The organism is Nocardioides sp. LMS-CY (assembly GCF_018732145.1).
Classification (GTDB): Bacteria; Actinomycetota; Actinomycetes; order Propionibacteriales; family Nocardioidaceae; genus Nocardioides; species Nocardioides soli.
This window is the reverse complement of sequence record NZ_CP076104.1, coordinates 3,659,073-3,672,009: the sequence shown is the minus strand read 5'-3', so window position 1 is coordinate 3,672,009 and position 12,937 is coordinate 3,659,073. Positions and strand designations below refer to the sequence as shown.

General features: G+C 72.2%; 9 protein-coding genes. 3 read left to right on the top strand and 6 right to left on the bottom strand.

The window, feature by feature from the left end; genetic code table 11:
• Nucleotides 1–181: 181 nt before the first annotated feature.
• Nucleotides 182–2,218 carry an MFS transporter gene (locus KM427_RS17485; RefSeq protein WP_215524730.1) on the top strand — a complete coding sequence of 679 codons (2,037 nt, stop codon included), beginning with the start codon at nt 182–184 and terminating at the stop codon, nt 2,216–2,218.
• Between the two features lie 24 nt (nt 2,219–2,242).
• Here the strand turns inward: KM427_RS17485 and metX are convergent, their stop codons facing one another.
• The 3 genes from metX to KM427_RS17470 all read right to left on the bottom strand — a co-directional run bounded on the left by metX (nt 2,243) and on the right by KM427_RS17470 (nt 6,143).
• Nucleotides 2,243–3,352 carry a homoserine O-acetyltransferase MetX gene (metX, locus tag KM427_RS17480; protein WP_215524729.1) on the bottom strand — a complete coding sequence of 370 codons (1,110 nt, stop codon included), beginning with the start codon at nt 3,350–3,352 and terminating at the stop codon, nt 2,243–2,245.
• Nucleotides 3,353–3,397: 45 nt separating this feature from the next.
• On the bottom strand, nt 3,398–4,684 hold the full coding sequence (locus KM427_RS17475) for an O-acetylhomoserine aminocarboxypropyltransferase/cysteine synthase family protein (protein WP_183593584.1): 1,287 nt from the start codon (nt 4,682–4,684) through the stop codon (nt 3,398–3,400).
• Between the two features lie 115 nt (nt 4,685–4,799).
• Nucleotides 4,800–6,143: an FAD-binding oxidoreductase gene (locus tag KM427_RS17470; RefSeq protein ID WP_252274607.1), complete on the bottom strand. Its 1,344-nt coding sequence runs from the start codon at nt 6,141–6,143 to the stop codon at nt 4,800–4,802.
• 161 nt (nt 6,144–6,304) lie between these two features.
• Between KM427_RS17470 and KM427_RS17465 the strand changes: the two genes are divergently transcribed.
• A complete protein-coding gene (locus tag KM427_RS17465) occupies nt 6,305–7,549 on the top strand; it encodes an NAD(P)/FAD-dependent oxidoreductase (protein WP_215524728.1) in 1,245 nt (414 codons plus the stop codon).
• A 14-nt stretch (nt 7,550–7,563) separates the two neighbouring features.
• Here KM427_RS17465 and KM427_RS17460 read toward each other — a convergent pair whose 3' ends face one another.
• The gene (locus tag KM427_RS17460) at nt 7,564–9,099 is read right to left on the bottom strand and encodes a helix-turn-helix domain-containing protein (RefSeq protein ID WP_215524727.1); all 1,536 of its coding nucleotides are present in this window, start codon (nt 9,097–9,099) and stop codon (nt 7,564–7,566) included.
• Between the two features lie 162 nt (nt 9,100–9,261).
• On the opposite strand from KM427_RS17460, the gene alr reads away from it, so the two are divergent.
• Complete coding sequence (alr, locus tag KM427_RS17455) at nt 9,262–10,443, top strand: alanine racemase (protein ID WP_215524726.1); 1,182 nt, start codon at nt 9,262–9,264, stop codon at nt 10,441–10,443.
• A gap of 36 nt (nt 10,444–10,479) precedes the next feature.
• Here alr and KM427_RS17450 read toward each other — a convergent pair whose 3' ends face one another.
• Entirely contained in the window at nt 10,480–11,178 is a 699-nt protein-coding gene (locus KM427_RS17450) for a GntR family transcriptional regulator (RefSeq protein ID WP_183593588.1), read from the bottom strand.
• 52 nt (nt 11,179–11,230) lie between these two features.
• Nucleotides 11,231–12,925 carry a dihydroxy-acid dehydratase gene (locus KM427_RS17445; protein WP_183593589.1) on the bottom strand — a complete coding sequence of 565 codons (1,695 nt, stop codon included), beginning with the start codon at nt 12,923–12,925 and terminating at the stop codon, nt 11,231–11,233.
• Nucleotides 12,926–12,937: the final 12 nt, after the last annotated feature.

The following is a 12,937-nucleotide window of genomic DNA, read 5'->3' as shown; positions in this document are numbered from 1 at the left end:
GATCCGCTCGGTGTGCTGCATCTCGCGCGCCCACTGTCCGAACTCTTTGAGACGATGCCTTCATGCATCTGATCGAGCCTGTGGGTGTCCCGGACGAAGCGGTCGGACCTTCGCAGGATCGGTCGGACCCTGGCATCGACCGGACGGGCTCGCGGCGGCGTTCGTCGTCGAGGGCGGCCCGGTGACCGCCACGGCCACCGCCACGACTCCCGCCACGACCCCGGAGCGATCCCGCCGCTCCGGCCCGATCGTGCTGGTGCTCGCGCTCTGCGGCACGGCGGTCTCGCTGATGCAGACGCTCGTCGTACCGCTGCTGCCGGACTTCCCGAAGCTGCTGAATACCAGCGCCGACAACGCCTCCTGGCTGGTGACGGTCACGCTGCTCACGAGCGCGGTCGCGACGCCGATCCTGTCCCGCCTCGCCGACATGCACGGCAAGCGCCGGATGATCGTGGTGTCGCTGCTCGTGCTCCTCGCGGGCTCCCTGCTCGGCGCGGCGAGCGACTCCCTGGTCGTGCTGATCATCGCCCGGGCGCTGCAGGGCTTCGCCCCGGCGCTGATCCCGATCGGCATCTCCACGATGCGCGACGAGCTGCCGCCGGAGCGGATCGGCGGAGCGGTCGCGCTGATGAGCGCGACGCTCGCCATCGGCGGGGCGGTCGGGCTCCCGCTCTCGGGCGTGATCTACGAGTCGATCGGCTGGCAGGCGGTCTTCTGGGGCAGCGTGGTCATGGCTGTGGTCCTGCTCGTGCTGGTGCTGACCGTGGTGCCCGAGTCCACGCTGCGGACCCCCGGCAGCTTCGACTGGCTGGGCGCCGTGCTGATGTCGGTGGCGCTGACGTCGCTGCTGCTGGGCATCTCCAAGGGCGGCTCGTGGGGCTGGACGTCCCAGTGGACCCTGCTGTCCTTCGTGGTCGCCGCGCTCGTGTTCGCGCTCTGGGCGCCGTGGGAGCTGCGCACCGGCCAGCCACTGGTCGACCTGCGCACCTCGGTGCGCCGACCCGTGCTGCTGACCAACATCGCCGCGCTGCTGGCCGGGTTCGCGATGTTCGCCAACATGCTGGTGGCGGTGCAGCAGCTCCAGCTGCCCGTCGTGAGCGGCGTGGGGTTCGGCCTCGGGGTCACCGAGGCCGGGCTCGCGATGCTGCCCGGCGGTCTGCTGATGGTCCTGATGTCGCCGATCTCGGCGTCGATCACCCGGCGGTTCGGCCCCCGGACCACCCTGGTCGGCGGACTGCTGGTGACCGGCCTGGGCTACGTCGCCCGGGTGCTGTTCGACGCCTCGGCCCTCCAGTTGCTGATCGGCGTCGCGATCGTCTCGATCGGCGTCGTGATGAGCTTCGCGGCGATGCCGGTGCTGATCATGCAGTCGGTGCCGATCACCGAGACCGCGGCGGCCAACGGTCTCAACACCGTGGTCCGCTCCATCGGCACCTCGACCTGCTCGGCGACCGTCGCCGCGGTCCTGGCGGCGGGCACCGTCGCCGGCGGCTTCCCGTCGGAGGCGGCGGTGCACGCGACGAGCTGGCTCGCCGCGGCCGCCGCCTTCCTGGGTGCCGCGGTCGGCTTCTTCGTCCCGGCCCGGATCGCACCCGCCCTGGCGCCGCTGCCCGCGGCCCGGCCGGGGGAGAGGCCGACGGCCGTCCGTGCCGACGCCGTACGCCGGGCCGACGCCGGCGCCGAGGTCGTGGTCCGCGGTCGGGTGCGGCGCTCCGACGGCCGGCCGGCCCGGCTGGCGGTCGTGTCGGTGCTCGACCGGAGCGGCCGGCAGGCGGACTGGTCGCGCGCCGACAACGACGGACGCTGGTCGGTCGTGCTGCCGGGTGCGGGGGAGTACCTCGTCATCTACGCCGCCGAGGGCTGGGCCGCGCGGTCCGAGCTGCGCCAGCTCGCCCCCGAGGTGGTGCCGGAGCTCGAGGTCGCCGAGCGGCTCACCGTGGCCGGGGTGATCTCCCGGGGCGGCTGGCCGATCGAGGACGCGCTGGTCGTGCTCACCGACGCCACGGGCGAGTCGGTGGGTGCGACCCGTACCGACGAGGGTGGTCACTACGAGCTCGGACTGCCGCCGCTCGGTCGTTACGTGCTCACCGCGCTCGACCCCGGCAGCGGCCGCTCCGAGTCGCAGGACGTCGTGGTCAGCGCGCAGCAGCGGCGGTTCAACATGGTGCTGCCCGAGCTGCCCGAACCCACGGAGTCCGAGGTCGCGGCGCGGGTCTGAGGTCCCGCCCCGCCGGGGAGCGGGTCAGGCGAGGAACTTGGCGATGCGCTCGTGGTAGCCCGGCGGCTCGAGGAGGAACGAGTCGTGGCCGAAGGGTGAGGCCAGCTCCGCCCAGTCGACCTCCACCCCGAGGTCGCGCAGCTGCTCGGTGAGCGTCGCCGACTGCGCCGAGTCGAAGCGCCAGTCGGAGTCGAACGACGTCAGCTGGAAGCGGGTCCGCGTCCGCCGCAGCGCGGCGGCGGTCCCCGGGTCGGCGAAGGGGTCGAAGTAGTCGAGCAGTCGGGTCAGATAGAGATAGGAGAGGGCGTCGAACCGGTCCAGGAACACCTGTCCCTGGTGCTGCAGGTAGTGCTCCACCTCGTAGTCCGGCTGGAGCGTCCAGTCGTCGCCGTGCGAGCGCCGGCGGTGGCCGAACTTGGCCTCCAACGACTGCGGCGAGACGTAGTTGATGTGGGCCATCATCCGGGCGACCTTCTGGCCGCGCCACGGGAAGACGCCCTGCTCGACGTAGCGGCCACCGCAGAAGTCGGGGTCGGACATGATCGCCTCACGGCCGACCGAGGAGAAGGCGATGTTCTCCGCCGACAGCCGCGACGACGCGGCCACCAGGAGGGCCCGGTCGAGCGCGTCGGGATCGTCGATCACCCACTGCAGGGCCTGCATGCCGCCCAGCGACCCGCCGACGACGGCATAGAGCCGCTCCACCCCGAGGTGCGCGGTCAGCCGCCGGTGCACCGCGACCAGGTCGGTCATGTGCAGCATCGGGAAGTCGAGGCAGTACGGCGTCCCCGTGGCGGGATCGGTCGACAGCGGACCGGTGGTGCCCGAGCAGCCACCCAGCAGGTTGGGTGAGATCACGAAGAACCGGTCGGTGTCGACCGGCTTGCCCGGACCGATCAGGTTGTCCCACCAGCCGCGCTTCTTCGCACCCAGGTGCAGCCCTGCGGCGTGGGCGTCGCCGGTGAGGGCGTGGCAGACGAAGATCGCGTTGTCGCGCGCCGGCGACAGCGTGCCGTAGGTCTCGTAGGCGACCTCGACGTGGTCGAGCCGGCCGCCGCCACGCAGGAGCAGCGGGTCGTCCTGGTCGGCCAGGACGACCCGCTGCGTCTCGACGTAGCCGAGCGTGCCGCTCACGGCGTCATCGTGTCACTCTCCATGGTGCTGGCCGGGACCGGCCGCTCACTTGCTGGCCGCGAGCGCCTGATCCAGGTCGGCGATGATGTCCTCGACGTTCTCGATGCCGATCGAGAGCCGCACCATGTCCTCGGGCACGCCGGCGGCCTCGAGCTCCTCGGGCGTGAGCTGGCTGTGCGTCGTGGTGGCGTTGTGGATCGCCAGCGACTTCGCGTCGCCGATGTTGGCGAGGTGGCTGAAGAGGCCCAGCGACTCGATGAAGCGCTTGCCGCCCTCGCGCCCGGACTTCACGCCGAAGCTGATCAGGCCGCCGTACCCCTTGCCGGTGCCGATCCGGTCGAGCACCGCCTTGTAGGGGCTGCTGGGCAGACCGGGGAAGTTCACCCACGAGACCGCGTCGTGACCCTGGAGGTACTCCGCGACCTTGAGCGCGTTCTCGCTGTGCCGCTCCATCCGCAGGTGCAGCGTCTCGAGGCCCTGCAGGAAGAGCCAGGAGTTCATCGGGGTGGTGGCGGCGCCGGTGTTGCGCAGCAGCACCGTGCGGGCCCGGATGATGTACGCCGCGGGGCCGGCCGCGTCGGTCCAGACCGCGCCGTGGTAGGCCGGGTCCGGCTTGGTCAGGCCCGGGAACCGGTCGGAGTGCGCCGCCCAGTCGAAGTTGCCGGAGTCGACGATCACGCCGCCGATGGAGGTGCCGTGGCCGCCGATGTACTTCGTCGCGGCGTGCACGACGACGTCCGCGCCGTGCTCGAAGGGCTTGACGAGGTACGGCGTGGGCGCGGTGTTGTCGATGATCAGGGGCAGGCCCTGGGCGTGCGCGGCCTCGGCCCACGCGTCGAGGTCGACGACGTTGATGCTCGGGTTGCCGACCGTCTCGCCGAAGACCAGCCGGGTCTTCTCGTCCACGTGCCGGGCCAGGTCCTCCGGCTTCTCCGGGTCGACGAAGCGCACCTCGATGCCGAACTGCGGGAGCGTGTGCGCGAACAGCGCGTAGGTGCCGCCGTACAGCGTCGACAGCGCCACGATGTTGTCGCCGGCGTAGGTCAGGTTGAGCACCGCGTAGGTCGTCGCGGTCGAGCCGCTCGCCACCGCCAGCGCGCCGACGCCACCCTCGAGCTGGGTCATCCGCTGCTCGAAGACGTCCTGCGTCGGGTTCATGATCCGGGTGTAGATGTTGCCCGGCTCGGCGAGGCTGAAGAGGTTCGCGGCGTGCTCGGTGTCGTTGAAGACGTACGACGTGGTCTGGTAGATCGGCACGGCCCGGCTGTTGGTGGCCGGGTCGTGCTCCTCCTGGCCGGCGTGCACGGCCAGGGTCTCGGGGCGGTAGGTCATCTGTACTCCTGCAGGGGCGGTCGGTGCCGTCGGGCGTGTGAGCGAGCGTAGGCAGGCGCGGGCCGTCGGTCGGGCGCCGTCCACCTACCGGGCAGTGCGAGCCTTGGTCGCGCGCTCAGTAGGCGCGGCCCGGGTTGAGGATCCCGTCGGGGTCGAAGGCGGCCTTGACGCGATGCATGAGCTCGCGCTCGACCGGGTCGAGCTGATCCCCGACGAACGCCGTCTTCAGCGACCCGATGCCGTGCTCGCCGGTCACGGTGCCGCCGAGTGCGAGAGCGGCCCGCAGGATCTCGTCGAACGCCTGCCGGGCCCGGTCGGACGCACCCGGCTCCGCCGGGTCGTAGACCACGGTCGGGTGGAGGTTGCCGTCGGCCGCATGCCCGAAGGTCCCGATCGTGACCTCGCACCGCTCGGCGATCGCGTCGATCCGCTGCTGCATCTCGGCGAGCCGGGTCAGCGGTACGCAGACGTCGTCGAGCAGCACGCTGCCGAGCTGCTCGAGGGCCGGCAGGGCGGCGCGGCGCGCCTCCATGAACATCGCACCCTCGTCGGCGTCGACGGTCCAGAACGTGTCGAGCGCCCCCTGCCGTTGCGCGGCCGCCACGCAGGCCGCCACGCTCCGGTCCGGGTCGGCGGAGTCGAGCTGGACGATGAGCGTCGCGCCGGCGTCCTCGTCGAGTCCCATGCCCGTCATCCGGTTGACGGCGCGGACGGTGACGCGGTCCATCAGCTCGGCGGCCGCCGGCTCGTGGAGGGACTCGGCGACGAAGTGGACGGCCGTCGCGGTCGAGGCGAAGGTCGCGACCGCGGTCGCCCGGGCAGGGGGGAGCCGCGTCAGGCGGACGGTCGCCTCGGTGATCACGCACAGCGTGCCCTCGGAGCCGACGACGAGCGGCACGAGCGCGAGTCCGCACACGTCCTTGCGAGTGGTGGCGCCGATGGTCGTGACGGCTCCCGTGGGGAGGACGACGGTCAGCTGGAGCGCGTGGTCGCGGGTGACGCCGTAGCGGGCGCAGCACATCCCGCCGGCGTTCGTCGCCAGGTTGCCGCCGATCGACGAGATGGCCCGGCTGCCCGGATCCGGTGCGTAGAAGAGGCCGTGCCGCCTGGCGGCCGCGTCGAGGTCGCCGTTGACGACCCCCGCCTGCACGCGGGCCGTGCGGTTGAGCGGGTCGATCTCGAGGATCTCGGCCATCGCGGCGAGGGAGAGGACGATGCAGCCGTCGATCGCGTTCGCCGCACCGGCGAGGCCGGTGCCGGTGCCCCGGGTGACGACCGGCACGCGGTGTCGGGAGGCGATCCGGAGCACGGCCCGGACATCCTCGGTCGACCTGGCCAGGACGACCGCGGCGGCCGTTCCACTCTCGGCCGCGCCGCACTGGTCGCGCGAGTAGGCGGCCATCACGTCGGGATCGGTGATGACGCGGCCGGGCAGCTCGGTCAGCAGATCGCTCAGCACGGCTGCCTCCTCACGGTGATCGCCGGTCGGCGATCGGCGACGCCCATCATGCTCCTCGACGACGGAGCACCGGTCACCTTGTTCCGGCAGCACAGCATCGGCACTGGAATGTGAGCCGAGAGCACAAAGACAGACGGAGCTGGTCGCAGGACCATCGAGTCATGGCCTCCAGCATCAGCTCACCTCCCCGGCGCGTCGCGGTCCTCGGTGCGGGGATGGTCGGACTCTCCACCGCGTGGTACCTCCAGGAGCACGGCGTGGAGGTCACGGTGCTCGACCGCACCGGCGTCGCCGCCGGCTCCAGCTGGGGCAACGCCGGCTGGCTGACGCCGAGCATGGCGGTGCCGCTGCCCGAGCCCTCGGTGCTGAAGTACGGCGTGCGCGCCGTGCTCAGCCCGTCGTCGCCGGTGTTCGTCCCGCCGAGCGCGGACCCGCGTCTGTGGCGGTTCCTCATCCAGTTCGCGCGCAACTGCACGCCGCAGCGCTGGCAGCGTGCGATGCAGACCCTGATCCCGCTCAACAACGAGGCGCTGGCCGCCTTCGACGAGATGGAGCGGGGCGGCGTCACCGCGCGCACCAAGGCGGCGGAGCCCTTCGTCGCGGCGTTCCGCACGGTCGAGGACAGCCGCGCCCTGCTCGAGGAGTTCGAGCACATCCGGGCCTGCGGGCAGTCGGTGAACTTCGAGGCCCTCGACGGCGCCACCGCGCGCGCCCAGGAGCCCGCGCTCTCCGACGAGATCGGCACCGCGATCCGGATCCTCGACGAGCGGTACCTCAACCCGTCGGCGTACGTCGCGTCCGTCGCGGACTCCGTGCGCGTCCGGGGTGGGGTGATCCGTGGCGACCACGACGTCAGCGAGCTGCGCAGCGACAGCGGCGGGGTGAGCGTCGGCGGCGAGCGCTTCGACGCCGTCGTGATCGCCACGGGCGCGGTCCTCAACCAGCTGGCCGGGCGGTACGGCGTCCGCCGGATCGTGCAGGCGGGCCGGGGCTACTCGTTCACCGTCAAGGTCGACGACCTGCCCCAGGGGCCGGTCTACTTCCCGAAGCAGCGCGTCGCCTGCACGCCCGTGGGCGATCGGCTGCGGATCGCCGGGATGATGGAGTTCCGCAAGGCGGACGCGCCGATGGACCCGCGCCGCATCCAGGCCCTCGTCGACGAGGCCGGAACGCTGCTGAAGGGTGCCCACCTCGACCAGCGGGAGGACGAGTGGGTGGGCGCGCGGCCGTGCACCGCCGACGGCCTGCCTCTGGTGGGTGCCACCACCGACTCGCGCGTCTTCGTGGCCGGTGGCCACGGGATGTGGGGCATCACGCTCGGACCGGTGACCGGCCGGCTGCTCGCCGAGCAGATCGCGACCGGCCGGGCTCCCGCGCCCCTGCGCGCCATCGACCCCCTGCGCTGAGCTCCGGGCCCGACTCAGCCGCCGGCCCGGATCCGGGCGATCTCGAGCCGGACGGCGAGCCGCTGCAGTGGGTCGTCGAGGTCGACCGGGCAGGTCTCGGCCAGTCGGGCCATCCGGTAGCGGATCGTGTTCGGGTGCACGGCCAGCGCCCGGGCCGCGCGCTGCGGCTCGCCCCAGTAGTCGATGACGGCCTCCAGGGTGGTCAGCTCCGTGCCGGCCCTCTCGTGGTCGGCTTCGACCAGGGCCGCGACCGGAGACACCAGGGGCGTCTGCCCGAGCCCGGCCAGCGCTCGCGCGACCACGAGGGCCGCCCAGGACGTCTCGACCGACGCCACCGGTCGAGGCAGCGCGGCCGGGGCGAGCCGGTCGACCTCGTCGGCCTGGTGGCGTGACTCGGTCAGCTTGGCCAGGGTGCCGACGGGGCTTCCCGCGGCGATGCCGAGGACGCTGTTGCGGGGCCACTCCTTCTGCACGACCTCACCGAGCCAGGACCAGGTGCCGGGACCGGATCCCTCGGAGCCGAGCACGGCGTACACGCGGTCGTCCAGGTCCGCGACCAGCGGCTGGCGCCACCCGTGCCGACGGGCCAGCGCCAGCCACAGCTCGCAGCGTGCCTCGGCTGTTCCCGCCTGCGTGGGTCCGGTCAGGGCGGCGACCCGCCACGGCCCCGGTGGCAGCCAGTCGGGACGCTCGGGCGGCTCGCCGCGCAGCAGCGAGCGGATCTGGTCGAGCTGTACCTGCCGCTGCAACTCGCCCTGGGTCCGCAGCCGGAGCAGGTAGAGCGCGATCACCTGCGCCGCCGCGACCAGCTCGCGCTCGCGGGCCTGGGGCACGGGTGCGTCGACCACGGCCCAGACCGAGCCCAGCCACTCGCCGCCCGCGCGCACGGGCACGACGTACCGCGGCTTCACCCCGCCCTCGCCCGCGGGCACGAAGAACGGCTCGTCCGACCTGGCCAGCCGCCGGAAGACCCCGAGGGATCGGAAGTGCCCGCGGACCTCGCGCGGCACCCGGCGGCCGATGATCGTCGACATCCGCGCCTCGTCGACGTCGTGCTGTCCGGTCGAGTAGGCCAGCACGCGCGAGGTCGCGTCCTCGACGGTGACCGGGGCGTCGACGATGGCGCTGATCTTGTCCGCCATGTCGAACAGGTCGCTGTAGACGTGGGCGACCGGTCCCTGCTGGTGGCTCATCGTGCGGGCGATGTCGAGTGCGGAGCGCAGCAGTCCGAGCACCGAGGACCACGGGACCCCGTCGGCCACCGCCAGCAACGGCAGGTCCGCGGCCGCGCACGCCTCCCGCACCTGCGGAAGGTCGGCCCAGGTACGGCGCAGCACCAGTCCTGCCGCGGCCTCGGCGTGTCGTACGGCGTCGACCACCTCGTCCGCCCGGCGCGTGCCGACGAGCACCACCAGGTCGCCCCGCTCGACGGGCATCAGGTCTTCGGGGTCCACGACCTCGAGCCCGCTCACGGGACGCGCGGCGCCGGCCTGGACCATCTCGACGAACGCGGGGGTCAGGGCGTCGGCCACGCCGGCGGCGGTGATCACGGCACCACTGTGCCACTCGCGTGCCCGACCGCCGCTTTATGCCCCGAGGACAATGCACGCGCGCCGTTCTGTGCCGCTGGCCCAATCCCTCGGGCGGCCGGTCGGGCCATCCTGCTGACACCGACTCGAACCGGCCCGAACCGGCCCGAACCAGGAGAGCAGATGACGGACGCGCTCGTCGTACCGCCGCCGACGTCGCCCACGAGGGGTGAACGGGCGCTGGCGTGGCGCGAGGTCGACCTCGACGCCGTGCGCCACAACGTCCGCCTGCTCGCCTCGGCCAGTGCGCCGGCCGAGCTGATGGTCGTGGTGAAGGCCGACGCCTACTCCCACGGCGCGCCCCAGGTCGCCCGCGCCGCGCTGGAGGCCGGTGCCACGCACCTCGGCGTCGCGATCCTCGAGGAGGCCTTCGCGCTGCGCCGGGCCGGCATCGAGTCGCGGCTGTTCGCTTGGCTGGCCGCGCCCGGGGCGCCGTACGCCGAGGCCATCGGACTCGACATCGAGGTCGCGGCCTACTCGGGCGCGCAGCTGGCGGAGATCGCCGCCGCGGCGCGGGCCATGAGGGTCCCGGCGCAGGTGCACCTCAAGGCCGAGACCGGGATGTGGCGCGGGGGAGCGGCGGACGAGTGGCCGGCGCTGGTCGCCCTGGCGCACCGCTACGAGCAGGAAGGTCTCGTGCGGGTGGTGGGGGTCTGGTCCCATCTGGCGTGCGCCGACGAGGTCGACCATCCGGCCACGGACGAGCAGCGCGACAGCTTCCTGCGCGCCGTCGAGGTGGCCGAGGCCGCCGGGCTGCGACCGAGGCTGCGGCACCTGGCCAACTCGGCGGCGACCCTGACCCGCCCGGACCTGCGCTTCGACCTGGTGCGCTGCGGGCTCGCGGCGTACGGCGTGAACCCGCTCGTCGGGCAGCCGGCTCCGGTGGACCTCCGCCAGGCGATGACGGTCCGGGCCCGGGTCACCCACGTCAAGGACGCTCCCGCCGGCGCCGGCGTCTCCTACGGGCACACCTACCGCACGTCCGCCGCGACCCGGCTCGCCCTGGTGCCGGTCGGGTACGCCGACGGCCTGCCCGTGCTCGCCGGCGGGGGAGGGACCGTAGGCGTCGCGGGCGCGTCCGCCGCGATCGCCGGCCGGGTGTGCATGGACCAGTTCGTGGTCGACCTGGGCGATCTGCCCGTCGCCCCCGGCGACCGGGTCACCCTGCTCGGCCCCGGCTACGACGGCGAGCCCACGGCGGAGCAGTGGTCCGCCGTGAGCGGCCGCAGCAGGTACGAGACGCTCACCGCGCTCGGTCGCGACCGGCTGCCGCCCGTCTACGTCGGCGAGCGCGCCGCCACCTGAGCACGCCAACCGCTCAACAACGTCCAACGCACGACACTAGTCGGGGAACACCGGGACCACGGGCGCCTGGTAGTCGGCACCGTCGCCCGTCGACTGCTGGATCAGCATCCGCAGCGTGCCGAGCAGGTGGTCCTGGGCTGCCCGGGCCGCGCCCGCGCCATCGGCGTCGAGTACGGCAGCGTAGATGCGCTCGTGAACCGCGAGGATGTCCGCGAGCGTTCGCGTCTTCGTGGTCGACAGCCCGAGAGAGTGCATCTGCGACCGCACCTTCGCCACCGCGTCGACCACCCTCGAGTTGTCGGCCGCGCGGAGGATCGTCTCGTGAAACGTGAAGTCGTGCTTCTGGAACAGCTTCTCGTTGCCCGCCTCGCACGCGGCGCGCATGCCGTCGAAGGCAGCGGTGAACGTCTCCTTCTGCTCGTCGGACATGTGCGTGGCGGCCAGATAGGCGGCGGGAGCCTCGAGGAGGAGACGGAGCGTGTAGATCTCTTCGATGTCCTTGGTCGACAGCTGGAGGATCCGTACGCCGCGACTTCGCTCGAACCGCACCATGCCGTTGCTCGCGAGCTGCAACAGCGCTTCGCGCACTGGCGTCCGAGACACGCCGAGCTGATTCGACAGCTCGACCACGGAGTGCAGAGATCCCGGGGCGAGCTCGCCGCCGCGGATGGCGTCGCGAAGCTGCTCGAAGACGCGCTCGGTCAGCGAGGCGTGGTCGATGACCAGTGGCTTCACGGTGCGATTCCTCTCGGTGGCAAGGCCGGGGTGCTCATCATTAGCGCCCCGCTCACAGGAACGACAAGTCAGCACCCTGACTTGCCGGCAGAACTGTCTCGGCGTACAAGCGGCGCCACCCACGTTCCGGGAGTGGAGGCGGGCTGTACTCACCGAGTCGGCGCTGCACCTCATCTTCCTCCACGAGAAGGTCCAGGCGTCGGTTTTCCACGTCCAGACGCACCAGGTCCCCGTTGCGGACCACTGCGAGAGGACCACTGGCGGCCGCCTCGGGGTCGCAGTGCAGGACGACGGTGCCGTACGACGTGCCGCTCATGCGTGCGTCGGAGACCCGGACCATGTCGCGGACTCCCTGGCGTGCGAGCTTCTTCGGGATGGGCAGGGCGCCGGCCTCCGGCATGCCCGCCGCCCGGGGGCCTGCGGAGCGCAGCACCAGCACGTGGTCGGGCGTGACATCGAGGTCGGGGTCGTCCAGCACCGCAGCGATGTCCTGGTCGGCTTCCAGGACGAGCGCCGGCCCGGTGTGCTGGAGAAGTCGCGGGCTGGCCGCCGACGTCTTGATCACCGCGCCGTTCGGAGCCAGCGTTCCGCGGACGACCGCGAGTGCCCCGGCGGGACCCAGGGGGCGGTCCAGCGGAAGGATCGTGGTCTGCCAGTCCTGTCGTTCGGGGACGTCCCCGAGCAACTCGCTCAACGGCTGCCCCGCGATCCCCCGGGTAGCGGTATCGAGCTCCGGCTCCAGGACCTTGAGCAGCGCCGGCAGGCCGCCGGAGTGATGGAAGTCCTGCAGGTACTGGCTGCCCGAGGGCTTGCAGTCCACCAGCAGCGGCACCTTCGCGCCGATCGTGTCGAAGTCGGCCAGCTCGAGCTCCACGCCGGCCCGGCGTGCCACGGCGAGCAGGTGAACGAGTGCGTTCGTGGAGCCACCGAGTGCGGCGAGCACCTTGATCGCGTTGTCGAAGGCCGCCCGGGTGAGCACCTCGCGTGGCAGCGGGGCACCCTCACGGGCCATCGAGACCGCCCGTCGGCCGGTGGCGGTTCCATGCCGCAGTCGCTCACCGGTGGCGGCTCCGGGCGTTGCTCCGCCCGGCAGCATCATCCCCAGCGTCTCGGTCATGCAGGCCATCGTCGAGGCCGTGCCCATGACCGCGCAGGTGCCGGCGGTCGTGACCAGCTCTCCCCGAGCCTCGGCGATCTCCGCCGCGTCCAGCTCCCCGGCGCGGTGGCCGGCCCACAGGCGGCGGCAGTCGGTGCATGCGCCCATGCGCTCGCCTCGCCACTGGCCGGTCATCATCGGCCCGACCACTTCGAGAAGAACGGGCTTGTCGGAGGACGCGGCCGCCATCAGCTGAGCGGGGACCGTCTTGTCGCAGCCTCCGAGCAGCACCGCCGCGTCCATGGGCAGTGCTTGGATCATCTCCTCGGTGTCCATCGCCATCAGGTTCCGGTAGAGCATCGAGGTCGGCGAGGTGAGGATCTCTCCGAGCGAGACCGTCGGGAACGTCAGCGGCAGGCCGCCGGCCTCCAGGACACCCCGCTTCACCGCGTCGACCAGTGCGGGCATGTCGCGGTGGCAGGTGTTGTAGCTCGACGTGGTGACGGCGATTCCGATGATCGGCCGATCGAGGTCGACGTCGTCGTATCCACTCGAAGCCAGGAACGCGCGCCGCAGGAACCGGCTGAAGTCCTCGTCTCCATAGGAGGTGCGACTCGCGTCGATCGCCGAGGTGGCGGGATTGTCGGGCATGGGTGGCTCGTT